The sequence below is a fragment of the Mucilaginibacter calamicampi genome, from assembly GCF_042676765.1.
GTDB lineage: Bacteria > Bacteroidota > Bacteroidia > Sphingobacteriales > Sphingobacteriaceae > Mucilaginibacter > Mucilaginibacter calamicampi.
Window position 1 is genome coordinate 453,140 of the sequence record NZ_JBHTHU010000005.1, and the last position, 21,364, is coordinate 474,503.

A 21,364-nucleotide genomic window follows, 5' to 3' on the forward strand; every position below is an offset into this window, starting at 1 on the left:
TCTTAACCGTTTTTCAAATTTTAAGTCCGTGCTTTTTTACAAACATTGCGATCGGTTTTGCCACCGGCGATCAAGATTACTACTGATGATAATTGACTTACCGGATTCAGTTTTTACATTATAAAACATTGCCTGGTTTTATAGGTTGATACAGTATACTATATTATATACTATGGAAACAAAAGATCTAAATAACCCCGACCAGCAAGATAAACGCCCCGATTTTTTAAAAAATACGCCCGAAGTTGAGGGCTTTGGCGATGAGGTAGACGAAACGCTAAAACAGGAAAGTCACCCTGATTTGGGTAATCAATCGCAAACAGGGGCGGCAACTAATAATAACGGGTTGGATATTGAACCGGAGCCCGGCGATACCGGCGGTATTGTAGGCACTGATGATTAATAACAAAGGGCGGTAAAATTACCGCCCTTTGTTATTATTATAGAATTGTGTCTTAACAAACCAGAGCCGGGTTTGGGTAATTATCAGCCTGGTCCTCTATGGTATTATCTAAACACTGAAAGTCTTTTTCTATTAAAAGGGATAGTTTATTATCCACTCCGCTAAAACCAATTTTATCTGTTGTCTCCCATTCTGTAGCCATAAGCTGCGATAGGTGTACTATTATCTTATTTTGCTCAAAACTTGCCGTAACCGTTAATTCCTGGTGTATTTTTAGGGCGTAGATCAATTTTTGATTGCCAAAATCTACAATTTCTTCTAAATACCCTGTTTTAATAAACCTTTCTACATCTGTTTTACTCAATCTGTATCTAATTGAGTTTCCTTTAATCCTTATTTTCATATTTTTTTGATTTTTTTATCGATTATATATTTTATATATCAGATTTTTTTGAGTTTTGTGATTTTATTTTGTGTTTTCAAGTATTTAAAACTATTAAACGCGATTTATAAAAGTAATTTTTTGTAATTTTTATTAAAATGTCAAAAACCTTATCTAAAATATTGTATTTATTAAAGTAATTTTTACTAATAATTGATTTTGATGTGAAATTTTTAACAAAATTATGTTTTATATCAGACTAAAATTGATTTTTAACCAAAAATTATGTGATATTATATGATTATGATGATGTAAAAATTGTAATTCTGATTTTTTTTATATAAAATTGCTATGCAAACACAATATTAGGTCGCTTTTTTATTGTGTTGGTGATAAAAGCTTTAACAATATGGAAAAATCAACAGTCGTAGTGATTGGAAATGGGATGGTTGGTTACAAGTTCTGCGAAAAACTTGTAACCAAATCATCAAACTTCAACCTGATAGTATTTGGCGAAGAGCCCCGCCAGGCTTATGATCGCGTTCACCTCAGCGAATATTTTAATGGCAAGTCTGCTGATGATCTGTCAATGTCTTCCAGGTCATGGTACGCTGAGAATGACATCACGCTTCACCTTGCAGATCCCGTACAGGAAATAAACCGCACAGATAAAACAGTGCATTCTCTGTCAGGCATTACAATTAAATACGATTACCTGGTTTTAGCAACGGGGTCTTCCGCCTTTGTCCCGGATATTCCGGGAGTAGAAAAGGAAGGGGTATTCGTATACCGTACTATTGAGGACCTTGACCTTATTAAAGCATATGCCGCCAATGCAAAGACCGGTGCCGTTATGGGCGGCGGTCTTTTAGGTTTAGAGGCAGCCAAGGCCTTGATTGATCTGGGTATAGAAAGTACACATGTTATTGAGTTTGCCCCACGCCTTATGCCGAGGCAGATCGACTCGGCAGGAAGTGCCATGCTGCAGTCTAAATTAAAAGAGCTTGGATTAAGTATACATTTAAATAAAAGCACATCCTATATAGGTGGCGAACATAAAGCCGAATCACTGAACTTTAACGACGATACGGAACTACCCATTGATATGCTGGTTATATCAGCAGGAATCCGTCCGCGCGATGAACTGGCTAAACTGGCAGGCTTACATGTGGGTACCCGCGGCGGTATTTTGGTTGATGCCAAAATGCAAACCAGCGATGAAAGCATTTTTGCCATTGGCGAATGCGCGCTGTATGAAGGAATGATATACGGCCTGGTGGCACCCGGTTATGAAATGGCCGATATTGTGGTATCGCAATTAACAGGCGGCAGCAAGCTGTTTTACAGTTACGACATGAGCACCAAACTTAAACTGATTGGTGTGGATGTAGCCAGCTTTGGCGATGCCTTTATTACCGAGCCCGATTGCCGCACCATAGTTTTTGAAGATACCCACAAAGGCATTTACAAACGCATTAATATAACTACGGATGGCAAGTATCTGCTGGGCGGTATTTTAATTGGCGATGCTGATGCTTACAACATGTTGCTACAAACCGTTAACAACAAACTGGTATTGCCGCCAAACCCCGAAGATCTGATACTGGGATCAAGAGGTGGTGCGGAAAGTGAAGGAGCCGGTGTAATGAGCCTGCCGGATGACGCATTGATCTGCTCGTGCGAGGCGGTAACCAAAGGGGCAATTTGCTCATCAGTAACAGACCTGGGTATTACTAATGTAGACGGTATAAAAAAATGCACCAAAGCAAGCACCGGTTGCGGTGGTTGCGTACCCATGGTAAAAGATCTGGTGAATGGCACTTTAAAAGCTAACGGCGCCTACATTAAAAATACCATTTGCGAGCATTTTGATTACTCGCGCCAGGAACTGTATGATCTGGTAAAAATGAACCAGCTAAAAAACTACGACCTCGTGTTGGATCATTTTGGTAAAGGCGATGGCTGCGAAACTTGTAAACCGCTGGTGGCAAGTATCCTGTCGAGCCTGTGGAATGAGGTAATTGTAAAACAATCAACCATACAAGATAGTAACGACCGTTATCTGGCCAACATACAAAAAGGGGGTACCTACTCGGTGGTACCACGTATTCCCGGCGGCGAGATAACGCCTGATAAACTGATTGTAATTGGTCAGGTTGCTAAAAAATATAACCTGTACACCAAAATAACCGGCGGCCAGCGTATCGACTTATTCGGCGCGCATGTTAGCGATCTTCCATTGATATGGGAAGAACTGATTGATGCCGGATTTGAAAGCGGCCATGCTTATGGCAAAGCCCTGCGTACGGTTAAAAGCTGCGTAGGCAGTACCTGGTGCCGCTTTGGTTTGCATGATAGTGTATCCTTCGCTATTGAGGTGGAGGACAGGTACAAAGGCATCCGTGCGCCGCATAAAATTAAGGGGGGTGTAAGTGGATGTATCAGGGAATGTGCCGAAGCGCAGTCAAAAGACTTTGGCATTATAGCTACCGAAAAAGGATGGAACTTATATGTATGCGGCAACGGCGGATCTAAACCGCAGCACGCGCAGATATTAGCTACGGATATTGACAAGGAAACGCTGGTAAAATACCTCGACAGGTTTTTAATGTTCTACATAAAAACTGCCGACCCGCTTACCCGCACCGCCACCTGGCTCAACAAAATGGAAGGCGGCATGAGCTACCTTAAAAACGTAATTATTAACGATAGCCTGGGTATTTGTGAGCAGTTGGAAGAAGAAATGCAGCTATTGGTAAACACCTACCACTGCGAGTGGAAAGAAGTGGTTGATAACCCTGAGCTGCGTAAAAAATTCTCGCACTTTGTTAACGAGCCTGCACAAAAGGACCCCAACGTAAAGTTTGAGGAAATGCGCGGGCAGGTAAAGGCGAATTGGTAAAGAAATAAATAATAAAGGTCATCCCGAACTTGTTTCGGGACCCCACAGGACAAGTACACCGCAATGCATGTGGGGTGCTGAAACAAGTTCAGCATGACGTTTTTAATGGTTCGGACTAACGATACTAAAACAACACACAACGTATGGAAACACTAACAGCAATTAATTGGATCCCGGCCTGCTACATTGATGATGTTCCGGAAAACGGCGGGGTTTGCATGAAACATGGCGATGAGCAAATAGCCATTTACAACTTTAGCCGCCGCAACGAGTGGTATGCTACTCAAAACCTTTGTCCGCATAAACAGCAAATGGCGCTTTCGCGGGGTATGATAGGCAGCTCCGGCGAAGATTGCGAGCCTAAGGTGGCCTGTCCGTTCCACAAAAAAACCTTTTCGCTTTTAAGCGGCGAGTGCCTTACCGGCGACGATTTCAGCATAAAAACCTACCCGGTAAAAGTAGCCGACGGTAAAGTTTATGTAGGCGTAAATGCCGCTTAATATTTTTTGTACACCCAATAAAAAAGCCCTGCCGGGAGGTCGCATTCCCAGACAGAGCCATACAGTTTTTATCGCTTTAACAAAAAAAACCTCACCAAATGTACAAAAATGTATTAAACCAAAACGGCGTGGGCAAAATACTGCTTTTGTCGTTAAGCTTGTCGTCTATCAAAGCATCGGCGCAGCTTAGTCTTACCGGACAGCTCCGAACGCGGAGCGAATTGCGTAGCGGGTACGGGACACTGCAACCGCTCGGCAATAGCGCATCGGTGTTCACGGCTCAGCGCACCAGGCTCACATTTAACTACAGATCAAGCAAGCTTATTTTCCAAACATCCGTTCAGGATGTAAGGCTTTGGGGGCAGGATGCCTCTACCATCAGCACCGCCGATGGCAATAAATTAGGAATACACGAGGCCTGGGCCGAATTGATATTATCCAACAAAAAAGACACCTCGTTTAAATCTTCGCCCTTTGATTACTTTGCTATAAAGCTGGGCAGACAAGAGATAGCTTATGATGATGAGCGCTTATTAGGCGCGTTAGACTGGACAACACAAGCACGCCGCCACGATGCCCTGGTGTTTAAACTATTACAAAAAGGATGGCAGGTTGACCTGGGTGTGGCTTTCAACCAGCATACTGATGCCATTAACTATAATGGCACTTATTATACCCCTGCCAACGTACCCGCAACGGTTAAGGATAATAATGGCAACCTGACTAATACCCCTGCCGGTTTTTTACCACTGGTTAATACCGCCGGGAACAGCGATAAAAAAGGCGGTCCGGTGTTTGTCAATCCGCCAGGAACAAATGGCTTAACACAAAACTATAAGGCGTTTCAATATTTATACACCGCTAAAAAGATCGGTAAAACCAAGGTTTCGGGTTTGTTCTTTGCCGACCAGTTTGGCAAGTATAAATTAGACTCTGTTAAAAATATCGCCAACGGCAATACCGGGTATATTTACGGAAGGCGCTTTAACCAGTCGGGCGTTAATACCCGCATCACAACAGGGCTGCTGGTTAATCCGGTATTTGGCGCGGGCAACCAATGGGCAGCAACAGCAGGATATTATTACCAGGGCGGGCGGGATAAGGACAGCCTGCAATTGAACGCTTATATGCTCACCTCATCATTGGCATACAAAGCAGGCAAAATGAGCTACACCGCGGGTTGGGATTACCTGTCGGGTAACAACGCCTTTTCTGCATCAAAAACCAACCACAGGTTTGATCCCCTGTATGGCACTCCGCACAAATTCTGGGGGTACATGGATTATTTCTACGCGGTAAGCGGCGCGCCAAATGGTGGCCTGTCTGATCCTTATCTGAAGGTAAAACTAACTTCTACCCGCTTTACCGCAGAGCTGGCCGGGCATTATTTTATGTTAGGCAACGATCAGAAAGATGCAAGCGGACAAGCTTTAAGCAAGCACCTGGGCACCGAGCTTGATCTTACCGCCGCTTACAAGCTGAATAAACTAACCACTGTTGACCTGGGCTTATCCTACATGGCAGCATCCCGCAGTATGGAGTATGCCAAAAATATAACGCCGGGCACTACCAATTTAAGTCCGGTTTGGGCCTACCTGCAGATCAATATCAAGCCAGATTTTTTGAATAAATAATTCCCTTATCAATAACCCTGTAACACAATAATACAATGGAAAAGCAACTCACAAAACTCAATATATTTTCGGGCAAGGGCGTTCAAATGCGCACTTTCCACATTACCTGGTTAATGTTCTTTGTATGTTTCTTCGGATGGTTTGGTTTGGCGCCTTTAATGCCAACCGTTCGCGCCGAGCTGGGCCTTACCAAAGCACAGGTAGGCAATATCATCATCGCATCTGTAACAGCTACCATTATAGCCCGCTTGATTATAGGTAAACTGTGCGATAGCTGGGGGCCACGCAAAACAGCGGTAAGGCTTTTATTGGTTGGCGCAATACCGGTATTCCTGGTAGGGTTGGCCCATAGCTATATAACTTTCTTATTGTTCAGGCTGGCCATAGGCGTTATAGGTGCTTCGTTTGTTATTACGCAGTTCCATACCTCCATGATGTTTGCGCCCAATATTAAAGGCACAGCAAACGCGGTTACAGGTGGCTGGGGCAACTTAGGTGGTGGAATAACCAATATGGTAATGCCGCTGATATTTGCCGCCATTGTTGGTTTTGGTTATACCCCAGCCGAAGCATGGCGCTATGCCATGATAGTACCCGGTTTAATGATGCTGATAATGGCCTTTTTATACTACCGTTACACCAAGGATACCCCGAATGGCAACTACGATGAGATAGGACACAAACAGCAAAATACCAAAACAGACTGGAGCGTGTTAAGCGACTGGCGTATTTGGGCGCTAATGCTGGCCTATGCCATGTGCTTCGGTATGGAGCTTACGTTTGATAATGTGGCCGCACTGCATTTTGTGGATAGCTTCCATTTAAACCAAAGCACAGCAGGTTTCTGGGCAGGGATATTTGGTTTCATGAATATTTTTGCCCGTGCCCTGGGCGGTATAGCATCAGATAAAGTGGGTAAAAAATTCGGTATGCGCGGCAAGGGTTTGGTCCTGGCAGGTGTGCTTTTGCTGGAAGGCTGCGGTTTGATATTGTTTGCACAGGCAGGCTCGCTGTTTATGGCTATAGCATCTATGTTAACGTTTGCCCTGTTCCTTAAAATGTCAAACGGTGCTACTTATGGCATTGTCCCTTTTGTAAATACTAAAAATGTGGGTTTGGTAAGCGGCATTGTCGGTGCCGGTGGCAACGTTGGCGGTATGTTGTTTGGCTTCCTGTTCAAGTCAGAAACCATCACTTATGTGCAGGCATTTACTTACATAGGTTACATCGTAATTGCTATATCTGTTGTGATACTTATTACCCGTTTTCAGAAACAACCCGCTGCCGATGCTGAACTAAATAACAACATGGCAGGCAGCGCTGCATAACATAATTCTTATTAACTATCCATGACCAGAAAAAACACCGAAAGTTATACATCAACCTGCTGTTACTGCGGGGTGGGCTGCGGCGTGGTGGTTAATAAGGAAAAAAACGGCAGCATTACTGTTGAAGGGGACAAGATCCATCCGGTTAATAAGGGTATGCTTTGCAGTAAAGGAATAAACCTGCATCATACCGTTAACGACAAGACCGACAGGCTGCTTTATCCGCAGATGCGGTATAACAAAAGCATGCCCATGCAGCGCGTAAGCTGGGACAACGCTCTTGATCGTGCTGCTGCCGTTTTTAAAACTTTTATAGATAAATATGGGCCTGATTCGGTTGCGTTTTACGCTTCGGGCCAGTGCCTTACAGAGGAATATTATGTACTGAACAAGCTGATGAAGGGCTTCATCGGAAGCAATAATATTGATACTAATTCGCGTCTGTGCATGAGCAGCGCGGTTGTTGGGTACAAAAAAGCATTGGGCGAAGACAGTGTACCGGTTTGTTATGATGATATTGAACTGGCCGACTGCTTTTACGTTACCGGTGCCAACCCGGCCTGGTGCCATCCTATTTTGTGGAGAAGGGTTGAAGCGCATAAAGCAGCCAATCCGCAAATAAAAATTATTGTGGTTGACCCACGGGTTACAGACAGCGCAAGCATTGCCGATCTGCATTTACAGATCAACCCCGGCACGGATATAACCCTTAACCATGCCATAGGGAGGGTGCTGATAGAGAACGGCGACATAGACCTTGATTTTGTGACCAACCATGCCGAAGGCTTTGAAGCTTACAGCGAGCTGGTGTTTACCAAAACGGTGCACAATGCCGCGCTGATCTGCGGAGTTAGCGAAACTGATATTCGTTTGGCCGCAAAGTATATTGGTAACGCCAATGGCTTTATCAGCATGTGGACAATGGGGCTTAATCAAAGCGCTATTGGCGTAAATAAAAATTTGAGCCTCATTAATCTTAATTTAATAACAGGAAATATCGGCAAACCTGGCTGCGGACCGTTGTCGCTGACCGGACAACCCAATGCCATGGGTGGGCGCGAGGTTGGTGGGCTATCCAACTTGCTGCCTGCACACCGGGATATGGCTAACCCCATGCACCGTGCAGAGGTACAGCAATTTTGGGGAGGAGCAACTATTAACCCGCAGCCGGGGCTTACCGCTACCGAAATGTTTGAGGCATTGAACGATGGGCGCTTAAAAGCGATTTGGATATTGTGTACCAACCCAATGACCAGTTTGCCCAACGTGCGGTTGGCAGAGGAGGCTTTAAAGAAAGCCAAATTTGTTGTGGTGCAGGAGATCACTAACAGATCTGAATGTTTGCCTTATGCGGATGTGATCTTGCCGGCAGCGGCCTGGGCCGAAAAGGAGGGAACCATGACCAACTCCGAAAGGCGCATAAGCTACCTGAATAAGGTTATTGATGCACCGGGAGAGGCTTTGCCGGATGCAGAGATCATTTGTCGCTTTGCGAAAAAAATGGGTTATAAGGGTTTTGATTTTAAAGACGCCGCGGCTATTTATGCGGAACATGTAAAGCTGACCGAGAAAACCAACATAGACATAAGCGGACTGAGTTATGAAATTTTAAAGGAACGCAAAACGGTGCAGTGGCCCTATAAAAAGAAAAGCGCGCTGCATGGTACGCCGCGTTTATTTGCCGATAAGAAATTTTATACGCCATCTGCCAAAGCCATTATCCATGCTGTACCCGATGAACTGACCAGCGAAATGCCCGACGCGCGTTTCCCTTTTATATTAACCACGGGCCGCATCCGCGATCAGTGGCATACCATGAGCAAAACCGGTAAGGTAAACAAGCTTAATCAGCATTATCCGCAGGCTTTTTTAGAGATCCATCCAACAGATGCAGAAGCATTGCAAATTAGCGAAGGAGACGTTGCTGTAATCACCTCAAAACGCGGCGAAGTACAGGTTAAAGCAAAAATATCAACCCAAATAAAACAGGGTGTTGTTTTTCTGCCCATGCATTGGGGCAAGGTTTTAGGTAACGATCTGAACAGGGCCAATAACTTAACGTCAGACAAGATAGACCCCATGTCTAAAGAGCCTGACTTTAAGTTTTGCGCGGTAAGGGTGGAGAAGTATAAAAAGCCTTTTCAGCGGATTGTGGTGATAGGGGCAGGGGCGGGTTCATATGGTTTTGTAAAAGCCTACCGCGAATTAAATAAGGAAGATAAAATTACAGTTTTCAGTAAAGAGAACTTCCCGTTCTATAACCGCATTATGCTGCCCGATTACATCAGCGGCGAGCAAAAGTGGGAGCAGTTGGTGAAGATGACAGATGAGGAAGAGCCGGAATATAACATTAACCTGCTGCGCGGGGTAAGTATTGAAAAAATAGACCGCGCCAATAAAGTAGTTACTGACTCAAGGGGTGTTAAAACACCTTATGATGTTTTGCTGATGGCTACCGGCAGCAGGGCCGCAGTGCCCAAAAATGTACCCCAATTGCCTGGTATTTTTACCATGCGTAACCGTAATGATGCCGATAACTTTAAAAAGCATGTGCCGCAAAACGGCCATGTGGTAGTAGTTGGCGGCGGTTTGCTCGGTCTGGAAATGGCGGCATCGCTGCGCGAAATAGGTATCAAGATCACCATTATACACCGTACCTCCCGGTTTTTAAACAGGCAGTTAGATGCATTGGGTAGCCAGTTGCTGCACGAAGAAATGGCCGACCAGGGTTGCGATATTTATTATGATGACGAAATCCAGTTGTTTTATGGTCGCTCAAAATTAACGGGTGTTGGTCTAAAAAGCGGTCGCAAGTTAAATTGCGATGCCATAATACTGGCAATAGGCACCAACCCTAATTTTGAGATAGCCAAAGAAAGCGGATTGGAGTGCCGCCGCGGCGTGATCGTTAACGAGCGCATGCAAACCAGCGACCCGGACGTATATGCGATAGGAGAGATAGCGGAGTTTGATGGAACGTTATACGGCATATCCGCAGCCGCTGAACAACAGGCTGGCGTAGTTGCCGCCTACATGAATGGTGACATTGCCAGCTATTACAAGGGCAGCCTGTTTATGAATATTATCAAGATTCATGGCTTTGATCTCTGCAGCATAGGATTATCAGAATGCCCTAATGATACCGATTACGAGGAAGTGGTGTTTATAGATAAGGCCAAGCGCTACTATAAAAAATGCATCATACACCAGGACCGGCTGGTAGGAGCCATCTTAATTGGCGATAAGAGTGAGTTTTTAGAGTTCAGGGAACTGATTGCCAACAAAACCGAATTAAGCGAAAAACGCCTGCAGTTGCTGCGCAGCGGCAATGCTGCCGAACCGGTTATAGGCAAACTGGTTTGTAGCTGTAACAACGTGGGCAGCGGTAATATTCAGAATAAAATTGATAGTGGTTGCCACAGCTTGAAAGAATTATGCGCGGCTACCGGCGCGGGCATGGGTTGCGGATCTTGCAAGCCCGAGGTTAAGCGTCTGCTGGATGCCGCGCTGCAAAATAACGTAATGGCTAAAGCGGGATAAATGATGGAGCATCTGATCAAAATAAACTTACCGGGAGGCTTTATATCAGCAGGCGATCTTTATGAAATATTAGTGATTGCCGGGAGTGCCGGTGCCGACAGCATCCGTTTTGGTAACCGGCAACAGCTTTATTTTACCATAGATGCGGAAAGGCTGGAGGATCTGGAGCTGGATATGCTTAAATCAGCCATCAGTTATGAGGTTGATGAGGATAACTGCCCCAATATCATCAGCTCCTACGTGGCCGATACTATTTTTACTCATCACGATGCCTGGCTGCGCGAGGGGGTTTACAAAGACATTTTTGATGGCTTTGACCATCAGCCCAAGCTAAAGGTAAACCTGGTAGACAGTAACCAAACCTTTGTGCCGTTTTTTAGCGGGCATATTAATTTTATAGCATCCAATACCAATAATTACTGGTTTACCTATGTGCGGTTTCCTAAAACAGATCAGCTGTATTGTTTACCCACGCTGGTTTATTCGGAGGATATCCCGGCGTTAGCTAAGGCTATAGAAGATACCATCCTGCAAAAGAAAGAGCTGTTTTTTAACCAGGCAGGGGTTGATACCGACCTGTTCTATAAAATGGCGATAAAAAAACTGAACGTGGTTTTTAAACAGGTAACCGAAGCTTTAAAACTGCCTGATTTTTATCTGCCTTATTACGAGGGCTTTAACAAATACAGCAATAAGTACTGGCTGGGTGTTTACCGCCGTAACGAGCTATTCTCGTTGGGCTTTTTAAAAGATGTTTGCCTGTTGTGTTTAAAAAGCCGTATAGGGCAGATCTATACCACGCCCTGGAAATCGCTCATTATTAAGGGCATTGAGCCGGCAGATAGGCCGCAGTGGGGCTTGATACTAAGCAAATACCATTTTAACGTACGCCACGCTGCCAATGAGTTAAACTGGCAGGTAGAAGATGTTTGCAGGGAAGGCCTCGAACTCAAATTGCAATTGGTACGACAGTTTGAGGAGGCCGACCTGCGAACCTATCAACTTTGCTTTGCTATTAAAACACAGCCCAAAACAGGTTTGCAGGGGTCTATAATTATTAAGAAGGAGGGTGATGACCTTTATAATATTTCGCATACGCGCGATTTTAACCCGAACTCAAGGGAGGAAATTATATATGCGACGGGGGTAGCGCAGGATGGATTAAGTGAAAAGTTAACGGCATTGTGCCACCACTTTCAAAACCTGCAGTGCGAAGCGATTGAACCTGTAGACCTACCCAACAAACCTATACTGCACGAAAAGATAAATGTTTACGAGTGCTGTTGCTGCCTGAGCCGGTACGATAAACAATACGGAGATCCATTAAATGATATAGCGCCGGGCACTGATTTTGAAAATATCGGCGATTATAACTGCCCCGTATGCGATGCGCCCAAAAATGATTTTATACTGATTGAAATAAACAATTAGCCTGGAGTTTAGTGCTGAAATAGATTTATAAAGTGGGACAAAAAATAGCTAATTTGCAATTAATTGATTATGAGTTATTTACAGGTAATTTACAGCTAATTTTCCTGACGAATAAGTTGTCTCACTTTGTCCCAAGCCAAAACTGCAAACTGCTAAATTTCAACTGATTACTAAAAATATTGTCCCAACTTGTCCCACTTTGTCTCACATCCGCGCGGGACAACAATGCTAATTTTACTTTGCGCTTACCCCTTTAAAAATCGCCTTAGGTAAATTTGTACCATGAAAGTACAAATTTGGTCTGATGTGATGTGCCCGTTTTGCTACATAGGCAAACGGCGGTTTGAGCAAGCTTTGCAGCAATTGGATAGCAAGGCTGATATTGAGGTGGAATGGAAGAGCTTTCAGCTTAATCCGCACTTAAAAACAGATCCATCTTTAAACGTAACGCAATACCTTGCTGATATTAAAGGCTGGACAATTGACCACGCCCGCCAAATGAATCACCATGTTACTGAAATGGCCGCCGAGGTTGGATTAACTTACGATATGGACAAAGCCGTTGTAGCCAATAGCTTTGATGCGCACCGCTTTGCCCACCTGGCCAAACAGAACGGCAAAGGAGACGAGGCCGAAGAAGCCCTTTTTAACGCTTACTTTACCCAAGGCAAAAACATAGCCGACCATGATGCATTGGCCGAACTGGGCGAAGCCATTGGTTTAGATAAGACCCTGGTTAAACAAACCCTGGCAACCGACGAATACGCTGCAGATGTTAACGCCGATGTAATGCAGGCCCAACGATACGGCATAAGCGGTGTACCGTTTTTTGTGCTAGATAACAAGTACGGTGTATCCGGCGCACAGGCAGTACCGGTATTTTTGCAAACACTCGAAAAGGCGCATCAAGAATGGGCGTTAGATAATAAGCCCGCTAAGCTGGATATTATTGAGGGCGATAGCTGCGGGGTGGATGGGGATTGTTAAAGGGTAACTAATCCTCCTTATCGCTTTCTGCCTCAGCCTTTTTAGTTTCATCGGATAAGTTGGTGGTAATGGGATTTGCTGCCAGTAGTTTAGCCATAAACGCCAGGTTAGATGTCATGTAGCGCAGGCTTTTATTGGTGTACAGATAGCGTTCGGCCCCGGCCTCAACATAGTCTTTTTCGCCGCCTGCCACGCCAACCCAGTAAGCGTTTGCGTTGGGTGGAATGGTAAAGCCAACTTCCTGCATGGCCCATAGTACCTGCGCGGCGCAGGTATGGGCGCCGTCTTCGTTACCGGTAACCAGGCAGCCGGCTACTTTGTTGTAAGGCATAAACTGGCCAGTCTCCTTATCCATCAGGTTTTCATCCCTGAACACGGCATCTAACCGCTCAATAACTTTTTGCGCTGTTGATGCCAGGTTTCCCATCCACACCGGTGTAGCGATTATAAAAACGTTACAGGTCTTAATCTTTTCAAGAACAGCTGGCCACTCATCGCAGTCTCCTTCGTCAGACGAGTTTCCCGTTAAAACGTTATAGTCGTTCAGTCGTATAATTTCCGTTGATATGTCCAGCGCGTCCAATTGCTCAGCAGCTTTTTTTGCCATGGCGCCGGTATTTGAAAACTTGTCGCCCCGTTTTAATGTGCAGTTTATTATTAGCGCTTTCATCATATTTTAACAACGGCCTATAAGGCTTATTGTTTAATAATCAGTAGTGTTAATTGGAGTGATTTTTTGAAGTAAATGGTATAAATTATACTTTTAGCTACACACAATCCCCGTTTAACCATTAAGCCTAAACTCTTAATATGAATAAAATATTAAAGCTGCTTTTATATTCAACGTTAACATTGTTTGCCGGTAGCAGTTGGGCACAGTCAAAAGCTTTTAATACAGACTCGTTACACGCAAAACTGTTGTTATATTCCGGGACGCATCCGTCTGAAATAGTGTAAAGGGTAGGCCATTTTTGGCGGGGTATATCAGGGATGTACCTCAATGAGTCAGGAAGTATTAGCCATATATAGCACACTAGTGAATTTTATAGTTTGAATAGAAGCCTCGACGGACTACTGGAGCAACAATATCTGTCTACCTTATTTTGGAAACCCGACCTAACCACTAACCGGAATGGCAAGGCATCATTCTCTTTCTATACAGGCTATATAACGGGAAAGTTCAGGATAATTGTGCATGGTATGAGTGGCAAAAGCGTAGTTTATGGTAATGAGGAGATTGAGGTGAAATAAATGAGTTAAAGAATAATATATAATCGCATATTTATTTAAACTATCCAATTATATGAAAAATATAACGATTGAATTTATTAAGAAGTTTATAGCTTCCAATCACATTCCATTTACTCCAACACAGCAAAGATTATGCGTTCCTATTATTTTAAGAATGTGTCAAAAGATGTCGAACGATATCAAATTTGATGAGATAAAAGTATGCGATGATTTAATTATAGACGGGCATCATAGATACTTAAGCTCATTGATGATGAATTTTAAGCTTGACCATGTGTTAAGTAATAGTACTTCAGCAACACAAAAAATAGAGTGGAGGCTAGTGGAGTTTGATGAAGAGGATTGGGATACACAAGCTAAGATCGAGTATCTAAACGAAATAGATGCTAAATTCAATAATGTTGAAATTGAATTTGTGCGACAAATAACTTCAAGATAAATAATAAGTTGTAAATTTGAATATGTTAATTTTATTAGATATAGATGGTGTAATGGTTCCGGCAAACTCTTGGAAAAAACCGGAGTTTATGGATGATGGGTTTTCTGTATTTAATTCAAAATCAGTTAAAGCACTTCAACGCATCCTATCCGAAACAAATGCTTCAGTTCTGTTAACAACCTCGCATAAAACTAAATACAACATTGCGCAGTGGCGGGATCTATTAAAATCAAGAGGTATAAATGCTAAAAGTGTTAAAAGGCTCGGCACAAACAGTTTAACTACTACTCGAAAAGATGAAATTTTGCAGTGGTATAGAAAAAAACATGTGGAGAGCGAAGATTTTGTGATAATTGATGATGATAAATTTTTAAACGAACTGCCTGATAGTTTAAAGGATAAACTGGTGCTTACCAGCCCGTCAATTGGTCTTACCGACGAGCTTGCTGACCAGGCAATTAGTATCTTAAAAAAAAGCACCTTTCAACTTTCTCAATAGGTCCCCATTATTTAGCAGGGGGTGATTAAATCTTTTTTTTAAAATCATAACTAAATAAATTAGCAAAACTTGCTAACTTTACCCTGTGTACGCCATAGTAGATATTGAGACCACAGGGGGGCATGCCAGCGCGAATGGTATTACCGAAATAGCCATTTGCCTGCACGATGGCAAAAAGGTTACGCAGCGTTACAGCACACTCGTTAATCCCCGCAGGGAAATACCTATTTATATTAGCGCCCTAACTGGTATTACCAATGATATGGTAGAACAGGCCCCGCCTTTTGAGGATGTGGCCGCCGATATTTACCACCTGCTGCACGGAAAGATCTTCGTAGCCCACAACGTTAACTTTGATTACTCGTTTGTACGTTACCATTTGGGCCAGGCGGGTTATGACCTTAACACCAATAAGTTGTGCACTGTTAGGCTGGGGCGCAAAATATTGCCCGGTCATGCATCGTACAGCCTGGGCAGGTTATGCCGCAGCTTAGGTATTGATAACGAAAGCCGTCACCGTGCTTTAGGCGACGCGGAAGCAACAGCAGAATTATTCGGGATGATGCTGCGTGCCGATAGGGATGACCATATAAAAAAGGCGCTTAAGCAAAACTCAAAAGAACAATTACTGCCCCCGCATTTACCCAAAGCAGATATTGAAGCACTGCCTATGATGCCCGGCATATATTACTTTCATGACGATAAAGGGAAGGTGATATATGTAGGAAAGGCGCGGAATATAAAAAAACGGGTTTGCAGTCATTTTACCGGTAATAATCCTGGTCCGCAGCGGCAGGAGTTTTTGCGCAACATCCACCGGGTAACTTTTAAGGAATGCGGTACAGAACTAATTGCTTTTGTGCTGGAGGCGGTGGAGATAAAAAGGCTTTGGCCAAAATACAACCGGTCGTTAAAGCGCTTTGAGCATGCTTACGGGCTGTTTGTTTTTGAAGACCAAAGCGGCTATATGCGTTTGGCTGTTGATAAAAGGCGGAAATTCGCTCTTCAGCCTGTGTACACCTGTAACTCAATAAACGAAGGTTACAGCATTATCCATAGCCTTATAGATCAGTTTGAACTTTGCCCCAAGCTTTGTTTTATACAGCGTAACAATAGTGCTTGTAGCGGTGCTCATGCAGGCTCTTGCGCCTGCGAGGGTTTGCAGCTTGTTGCAGATTATAATAGCAAGGTGGCCAACGCTATTGAGGGCCTGCGAAATGCCTTGCCCACCTTTGCCATAAGAGACGAAGGACGCAATTACGATGAGCATAGCTGTATACTGGTAGAGCGGGGACAGTTTTATGGTATGGGCTATATCGCGCCCGGTTATCCAACCAATGATCTGCAGCAACTAAAGACGCAGCTTACGCCTTACCCGGGTAATGATTATATCCGCAATATGGTGATTAACTACGGCGAAAAGTTTCCGGACAGGATGGTGGTTTTTTAACAAATCGGTGGGCTTTTCCGGTCTGCTTGCAATCGATTGCTATTATTTGAAATTTAGTTTTAGTAACAATTATACTACAGTTAAATTATTTTTTAGGGTAACAGTTAGGTAAGTGTATCCTTTACAGTAAGCTTGCATGTATTATTTGTAATTATTTAACACTTTTTAAACTTTCGGTGCGTTTTAACGTCAAAAAAAAGAAGCTAATAAATTTTTGAGTAGTATGGTTACACTTGCTTTTGAGGCCATATTTTCTAAATTTGTTGGCTCAACCTACAGAAGTTTTAAATACTAATACAACAATTAATTATATACTAATAGAAATGAAGAGAACTATCGTATTAACAAGTTTTATATGTGCTATGCTTGTTGCTAATTTGTCATTCGGTCAAACTACAAAAAAAACCACCACGGTTAAAAAAACCACTACCGTTACAAAAACAGTTGTGTCAAAACCAAGTGCGGCCGATCTTGTAATGGGTAAACAGGCGCTTACAAAATCAGACTGTTTGGCTTGCCATAAAGAAGATACAAAGGTTATTGGCCCTGCTTATATTGATGTTGCAAAAAAATATGCACCAACAGAAGCTAATTATGATTTGCTGGTAAAAAAAGTAATAGCTGGTGGCTCTGGCAACTGGGGAACTACACCAATGTCGCCGCACCCATCATTGCCACCGACAGATGTAAAAAAGATGGTACAATATATATTGTCGCTTAAATAAATACTTAAAAAAGCTCTACCTTTAATTAGGTAGGGCTTTTTATTTTATTAAAATAAATAAATATTTGTACTTCACGATCAGAGTACAAATTTTCCTGTTTTTGATCGGCCGATTCATATTAAAACCAAATTATAAACCATTTTTACATGACAAACTTTACAAAGTATTACAGGCTGATCTGTAGCGTTGCGCTAATTGCTGCTATAGGTATCACAGCGTCGTGCTCAAGCGCAAAAAAAGGCTCTTCAAAATCAAATAAGGTTTTGGTGTTTCATAAAATAGGCGTTGACAATAACGGCAGAAAGGCTTATGCACATGCTTCCAGAATTCCCGGGTCAATAGCCATAATGAAGTTGGGTACTACAAACAATTTTGTTGCAGATACCACCAGCGATGAAAACAAGTTTACGCCGGAGAATTTGAAGCAATACGCAGCCGTAATATTTATAAGCACTACAGGTGCCCACATCCTAAACGATGCGCATAAAGCCGCATTTACTGCCTACATACAAGGTGGCGGTGGTTATGTAGGTATACACGCAGCATCAGATGGTGAGTACGACTGGGCCTGGTATGGTAAATTGGTAGGTGCCTACTTCAAAGCACACCCTATGGGCACACCTAATATGACAATTGACGTGGTTGACAGAACTTCTGCCGCTACAAAAATGTTACCTGCACGTTGGGAACGTAAAGATGAGTGGTATGCTTACAGAGCCATGCCACAAGATGTACATGTGTTGTTAAAGCTTGACGAGTCATCTGCCGCTCCGGAAGTTTACACCAGAAGCCCGCAAGCCAAAATGGGTGCTGACCATCCGTTAGCTTGGTGGCATGATTATGATGGCGGGCGTGCATTCTACACTGCACTGGGCCATACAGATTCTTCTTATGAAGAACCACTTTTCCTGCAACACCTTTTAGCCGGCATAGAATACGCTATGGGCCGCAAAAAGATGTAATGTTAAATCTGAAAAACTAGAAACTAAATATAACCTGGAATAATGAAAAATAACAACAAATGGCTTTTGGGTATAGCATGCATATCAGCAGTAGCATTTTATACTTGTAAGCCGGCTCAAAAGTACGCTACACAATACCCTGTAGAGCGCGATGCCGCAGGTAGGATAAAGGTGAACATGCACCCTGATCCTACGCCAAAATCGCCTGAAGAAGAGATGAAGCACATTTACCTGCCTAAGGGTTACCATCTGCAGTTAGTTGCTTCAGAGCCAATGGTAAGCCAGCCCGTTGCAATAGCATGGGATGGTAAAGGCCGCATGTTCGTAGCCGAGTTAAATACCTATATGCTTGATGCAGATGGTACGGGCCAACGCGATGAAAAATGTAGAATTAAACTTTTAGAAGATACCAATGGCGACGGCGTAATGGATAAAATGACCATTTACGTTGATAACATTGTAATGCCACGTACCTTGCAGCCATTGGATAATGGCCGCTTATTGGTTAACCTTACCTGGACAAATGATGTGTTCTGTTTCCAGGATACTGATGGCGACGGAGTATCTGATAAAAAGACAACTGTTTATACCAGCCCTACCGTTGGTAATAACAACAACCTTGAGCACCAAAAAAGCGGTTTGATATGGAACCTGGATAACCGTATGTATGTATCTTACGATCCGGTTCGTTTCACGCTGCAAGGCGAAAAAGTAATAGGCGAGGAAATACAGGAAGGTGTACCACCACAGTGGGGTTTAACACACGATGATTATGGCCGTTTATTTTATTCAAACGCCGGTGCAGAAGTACCCGCGCGCGATTTCCAGCAGAACATCCACTACGGACAATTAGATACGAAAGATCAGTTTGATGCCGAGTTTCAGGAAGTTTGGCCAATTGTAACTACACCTGACGTTCAGGGTGGCCCAATCCGTTTGCGTTCAACAGATAGCACGCTTAACCACTTTACAGCGGTTGCAGGTCAGTCAATCTATCGTGGTAACATGTTGCCTAATGATCTTTACGGAGATCTTTTGATCCCTGAGCCCGTAGGCCGTATCATTCGTCGTGCTAAGGTTACCAATACTAACGGTAAAATAACCTTGCGTAACGCTTATGATAAACAAGAGTTTATTGCTTCAACAGATATCAACTTCCGCCCTGTTAACACAGCAACCGGCCCTGATGGCAGTTTGTACATAGTTGATATGTACCATGGTATTATCCAGGAAAGTAACTGGACAAGAAAAGGAACTTTCCTTCGTGGTAAAATTGAAGATAAAGGCCTGCAAAAAAATATAGGCCGTGGCCGTATTTACCGTTTGGTACATGACGATTACAAGCCTGATTTCAAAAAGAAATTTGACTTATACAAAGAAACCAGCGCGCAATTGGTGGCGCATTTAAGCAACATCAACAATGGCTGGTGGAGAGACGAAGCGCAGAAATTGCTGGTTATTCGTAACGATAAATCAGTTGTGCCTGAATTAAAAAGATTAGCGCTTGATGCAGGTGTTAACCATTTAACCCGCATACATGCTTTGTGGACCTTGAACGGTATGGGATCATTAGATAACGCTACCTGGACAGCCGCTATGAAAGATAACGATGCACGCGTACGTAAAACTGTAGCATGGATAGGAGAGGACGTTATAAAAGCCGACCCTAAAGCTATCGACCAGTTAGCTACTATGATGAATGACGCTGACGCTGATGTTCGTTTCCAGGTAATGCTGAGCGTACGTTTTGTTGATTCTGATAAATCTAAAAAGATCATTGCTGATCTGATCAAGAATAATCCTAATGATCCGATGCTTGCTTTATCTCAAAACTCAAGAGAAACCAAGCTGAAAGCTAAAGCAGAGCAAGCAGCCCGTCAGGCAGCTTTAAGTGCTCAAAGCGCTAAATTGGTATCTCAGGGTCAGGTTATTTACAAACAGCTATGCTTTACCTGCCATGGCGGCGATGGTAAGGGTGTTATTATTGGTGGTACTACCTCAACAGCTCCGGCGCTTGCAGGTAACCCTGATGTTAATGCTTTTGGTCCTGAGAAATTGATCCGCACTTTATTACACGGCTTAACAGGCCCTATCCGTGGTACAACTTATCCAGATGCTATGCCTGCTTTAGGTGGTAATGATGATGATTACATCGCTTCAGTACTAAGCTATATCCGCAGCGACTTTGGTAACAAAGGAGCGGTAGTATTGCCGGAAGATGTTGCTACTGTTAGAAAAGCTACAGCTGCAAGAACTGCAAGCTATACCATGGCTGAACTGGATACCATTCGCCCTGTATTGCGCGGAAGAGGCGGTTTTGGACCTGGTGGGCCAGCCGGACCTCCAAGATAGTAAGAAATGAATTATTTAAAGGGAGCTTCCACAAGGAGGCTCCCTTTTTTTATGGTTGAAATTGGTGTTTTATAACCTGATGTTGTGGCAAAAGAGATAAAAAGGCCTGATTATAAAAATCCTTAAAACTTTTTTTGCGTAAGTATAGTTGTAACAGCACTACAGATAATGCAGCACTTAATAGAAAGCATCCGCACCACGAGAGAAAACCTTGGCTATTCGCAGGAGTATATGGCCATGAAACTGGGCATTGGCCAAAACGGTTACAGCAAAATAGAATTAGGCTACACCCGTATAACGGTTGACCGCTTGTTTGAGATTGCTAAGATATTAAATACCGATATTTTCGTTTTACTGCAGCATCCGCAGTTAAAAGAGGCTGTTTAACACACATCATTAAAATCTATAAGAATATGGGAATGCCCGAAATATTAGTTATCCTGGCAGTAGTACTACTGCTTTTTGGCGGAAGAAAAATACCTGAATTAATGCGCGGTTTAGGAAAAGGCGTAAAAGATTTTAAAGACGCGCAGAACGAAACACCTGCTCCTGTTGAGGAAAAAGTTTAGCTAAACAGAT

The 21,364-nt window shown here is 43.3% G+C and carries 20 protein-coding genes; 18 read left to right on the plus strand and 2 right to left on the minus strand.

From position 1 onward, the window contains the following. Positions 1 to 172 precede the first annotated feature (172 nt). Entirely contained in the window at positions 173 to 403 is a 231-nt protein-coding gene (locus ACFQZS_RS07680; RefSeq protein WP_377098891.1) for a hypothetical protein, read from the plus strand. 52 nt (positions 404 to 455) lie between these two features. Here the strand turns inward: ACFQZS_RS07680 and ACFQZS_RS07685 are convergent, their stop codons facing one another. After that, the gene (locus ACFQZS_RS07685; RefSeq protein WP_377098893.1) at positions 456 to 806 is read right to left on the minus strand and encodes a DUF7009 family protein; all 351 of its coding nucleotides are present in this window, start codon (positions 804 to 806) and stop codon (positions 456 to 458) included. Between the two features lie 388 nt (positions 807 to 1,194). On the opposite strand from ACFQZS_RS07685, the gene nirB reads away from it, so the two are divergent. From nirB to ACFQZS_RS07720, 7 genes are all read left to right on the plus strand, one after another. Continuing rightward, on the plus strand, positions 1,195 to 3,687 hold the full coding sequence (gene nirB / locus ACFQZS_RS07690; protein WP_377098895.1) for a nitrite reductase large subunit NirB: 2,493 nt from the start codon (positions 1,195 to 1,197) through the stop codon (positions 3,685 to 3,687). A 143-nt stretch (positions 3,688 to 3,830) separates the two neighbouring features. Further along, positions 3,831 to 4,187, plus strand: a complete 357-nt coding sequence (nirD, locus tag ACFQZS_RS07695) for a nitrite reductase small subunit NirD (protein ID WP_377098897.1) — start codon at positions 3,831 to 3,833, stop codon at positions 4,185 to 4,187. Between the two features lie 98 nt (positions 4,188 to 4,285). Then, positions 4,286 to 5,821, plus strand: a complete 1,536-nt coding sequence (locus ACFQZS_RS07700; protein ID WP_377098899.1) for an alginate export family protein — start codon at positions 4,286 to 4,288, stop codon at positions 5,819 to 5,821. A gap of 35 nt (positions 5,822 to 5,856) precedes the next feature. Further along, positions 5,857 to 7,149 carry an MFS transporter gene (locus tag ACFQZS_RS07705; protein WP_377098901.1) on the plus strand — a complete coding sequence of 431 codons (1,293 nt, stop codon included), beginning with the start codon at positions 5,857 to 5,859 and terminating at the stop codon, positions 7,147 to 7,149. A 21-nt stretch (positions 7,150 to 7,170) separates the two neighbouring features. Beyond that, complete coding sequence (locus ACFQZS_RS07710) at positions 7,171 to 10,689, plus strand: molybdopterin-dependent oxidoreductase (protein ID WP_377098903.1); 3,519 nt, start codon at positions 7,171 to 7,173, stop codon at positions 10,687 to 10,689. Next, the gene (locus ACFQZS_RS07715) at positions 10,690 to 12,120 is read left to right on the plus strand and encodes a rubredoxin (RefSeq protein ID WP_377098905.1); all 1,431 of its coding nucleotides are present in this window, start codon (positions 10,690 to 10,692) and stop codon (positions 12,118 to 12,120) included. A gap of 282 nt (positions 12,121 to 12,402) precedes the next feature. Continuing rightward, positions 12,403 to 13,107 (plus strand): DsbA family oxidoreductase, encoded by a 705-nt coding sequence (locus ACFQZS_RS07720; RefSeq protein WP_377098907.1) that lies wholly within the window; start codon positions 12,403 to 12,405, stop codon positions 13,105 to 13,107. Between the two features lie 7 nt (positions 13,108 to 13,114). Here ACFQZS_RS07720 and ACFQZS_RS07725 read toward each other — a convergent pair whose 3' ends face one another. Next, positions 13,115 to 13,780: a flavodoxin family protein gene (locus ACFQZS_RS07725; protein ID WP_377098908.1), complete on the minus strand. Its 666-nt coding sequence runs from the start codon at positions 13,778 to 13,780 to the stop codon at positions 13,115 to 13,117. Between the two features lie 137 nt (positions 13,781 to 13,917). Between ACFQZS_RS07725 and ACFQZS_RS07730 the strand changes: the two genes are divergently transcribed. The 10 genes from ACFQZS_RS07730 (at position 13,918) to ACFQZS_RS07775 (ending at position 21,354) form a co-directional block, all read left to right on the plus strand. Next, positions 13,918 to 14,064: a hypothetical protein gene (locus tag ACFQZS_RS07730; protein ID WP_377098910.1), complete on the plus strand. Its 147-nt coding sequence runs from the start codon at positions 13,918 to 13,920 to the stop codon at positions 14,062 to 14,064. Between the two features lie 93 nt (positions 14,065 to 14,157). Then, entirely contained in the window at positions 14,158 to 14,358 is a 201-nt protein-coding gene (locus tag ACFQZS_RS07735) for a hypothetical protein (protein ID WP_377098911.1), read from the plus strand. 52 nt (positions 14,359 to 14,410) lie between these two features. Further along, complete coding sequence (locus tag ACFQZS_RS07740) at positions 14,411 to 14,797, plus strand: hypothetical protein (protein WP_377098913.1); 387 nt, start codon at positions 14,411 to 14,413, stop codon at positions 14,795 to 14,797. Between the two features lie 22 nt (positions 14,798 to 14,819). Then, positions 14,820 to 15,296, plus strand: a complete 477-nt coding sequence (locus tag ACFQZS_RS07745) for an HAD domain-containing protein (RefSeq protein ID WP_377098915.1) — start codon at positions 14,820 to 14,822, stop codon at positions 15,294 to 15,296. 85 nt (positions 15,297 to 15,381) lie between these two features. Further along, positions 15,382 to 16,746 carry an exonuclease domain-containing protein gene (locus tag ACFQZS_RS07750; RefSeq protein WP_377098917.1) on the plus strand — a complete coding sequence of 455 codons (1,365 nt, stop codon included), beginning with the start codon at positions 15,382 to 15,384 and terminating at the stop codon, positions 16,744 to 16,746. Positions 16,747 to 17,069: 323 nt separating this feature from the next. Beyond that, a complete protein-coding gene (locus ACFQZS_RS07755) occupies positions 17,070 to 17,471 on the plus strand; it encodes a c-type cytochrome (RefSeq protein ID WP_377098919.1) in 402 nt (133 codons plus the stop codon). Positions 17,472 to 17,617: 146 nt separating this feature from the next. Then, entirely contained in the window at positions 17,618 to 18,433 is an 816-nt protein-coding gene (locus tag ACFQZS_RS07760; RefSeq protein WP_377098921.1) for a ThuA domain-containing protein, read from the plus strand. A gap of 42 nt (positions 18,434 to 18,475) precedes the next feature. Further along, positions 18,476 to 20,785, plus strand: a complete 2,310-nt coding sequence (locus ACFQZS_RS07765; RefSeq protein ID WP_377098923.1) for a DUF7133 domain-containing protein — start codon at positions 18,476 to 18,478, stop codon at positions 20,783 to 20,785. Between the two features lie 168 nt (positions 20,786 to 20,953). Beyond that, on the plus strand, positions 20,954 to 21,172 hold the full coding sequence (locus tag ACFQZS_RS07770; RefSeq protein WP_377098925.1) for a helix-turn-helix domain-containing protein: 219 nt from the start codon (positions 20,954 to 20,956) through the stop codon (positions 21,170 to 21,172). Positions 21,173 to 21,198: 26 nt separating this feature from the next. Further along, entirely contained in the window at positions 21,199 to 21,354 is a 156-nt protein-coding gene (locus ACFQZS_RS07775) for a Sec-independent protein translocase subunit TatA/TatB (RefSeq protein WP_377098927.1), read from the plus strand. Positions 21,355 to 21,364 lie beyond the last annotated feature (10 nt).

What these genes read in the sequence shown, in the direction of transcription:
- ACFQZS_RS07680 (WP_377098891.1), top strand. Translation starts at nt 173, where the DNA reads ATGGAAACAAAAGATCTAAATAACCCCGACCAGCAAGATAAACGCCCC.
- ACFQZS_RS07685 (WP_377098893.1), bottom strand. Translation starts at nt 806, where the DNA reads ATGAAAATAAGGATTAAAGGAAACTCAATTAGATACAGATTGAGTAAA.
- nirB (WP_377098895.1), top strand. Translation starts at nt 1,195, where the DNA reads ATGGAAAAATCAACAGTCGTAGTGATTGGAAATGGGATGGTTGGTTAC.
- nirD (WP_377098897.1), top strand. Translation starts at nt 3,831, where the DNA reads ATGGAAACACTAACAGCAATTAATTGGATCCCGGCCTGCTACATTGAT.
- ACFQZS_RS07700 (WP_377098899.1), top strand. Translation starts at nt 4,286, where the DNA reads ATGTACAAAAATGTATTAAACCAAAACGGCGTGGGCAAAATACTGCTT.
- ACFQZS_RS07705 (WP_377098901.1), top strand. Translation starts at nt 5,857, where the DNA reads ATGGAAAAGCAACTCACAAAACTCAATATATTTTCGGGCAAGGGCGTT.
- ACFQZS_RS07710 (WP_377098903.1), top strand. Translation starts at nt 7,171, where the DNA reads ATGACCAGAAAAAACACCGAAAGTTATACATCAACCTGCTGTTACTGC.
- ACFQZS_RS07715 (WP_377098905.1), top strand. Translation starts at nt 10,690, where the DNA reads ATGATGGAGCATCTGATCAAAATAAACTTACCGGGAGGCTTTATATCA.
- ACFQZS_RS07720 (WP_377098907.1), top strand. Translation starts at nt 12,403, where the DNA reads ATGAAAGTACAAATTTGGTCTGATGTGATGTGCCCGTTTTGCTACATA.
- ACFQZS_RS07725 (WP_377098908.1), bottom strand. Translation starts at nt 13,780, where the DNA reads ATGATGAAAGCGCTAATAATAAACTGCACATTAAAACGGGGCGACAAG.
- ACFQZS_RS07730 (WP_377098910.1), top strand. Translation starts at nt 13,918, where the DNA reads ATGAATAAAATATTAAAGCTGCTTTTATATTCAACGTTAACATTGTTT.
- ACFQZS_RS07740 (WP_377098913.1), top strand. Translation starts at nt 14,411, where the DNA reads ATGAAAAATATAACGATTGAATTTATTAAGAAGTTTATAGCTTCCAAT.
- ACFQZS_RS07745 (WP_377098915.1), top strand. Translation starts at nt 14,820, where the DNA reads ATGTTAATTTTATTAGATATAGATGGTGTAATGGTTCCGGCAAACTCT.
- ACFQZS_RS07755 (WP_377098919.1), top strand. Translation starts at nt 17,070, where the DNA reads ATGAAGAGAACTATCGTATTAACAAGTTTTATATGTGCTATGCTTGTT.
- ACFQZS_RS07760 (WP_377098921.1), top strand. Translation starts at nt 17,618, where the DNA reads ATGACAAACTTTACAAAGTATTACAGGCTGATCTGTAGCGTTGCGCTA.
- ACFQZS_RS07765 (WP_377098923.1), top strand. Translation starts at nt 18,476, where the DNA reads ATGAAAAATAACAACAAATGGCTTTTGGGTATAGCATGCATATCAGCA.
- ACFQZS_RS07770 (WP_377098925.1), top strand. Translation starts at nt 20,954, where the DNA reads ATGCAGCACTTAATAGAAAGCATCCGCACCACGAGAGAAAACCTTGGC.
- ACFQZS_RS07775 (WP_377098927.1), top strand. Translation starts at nt 21,199, where the DNA reads ATGGGAATGCCCGAAATATTAGTTATCCTGGCAGTAGTACTACTGCTT.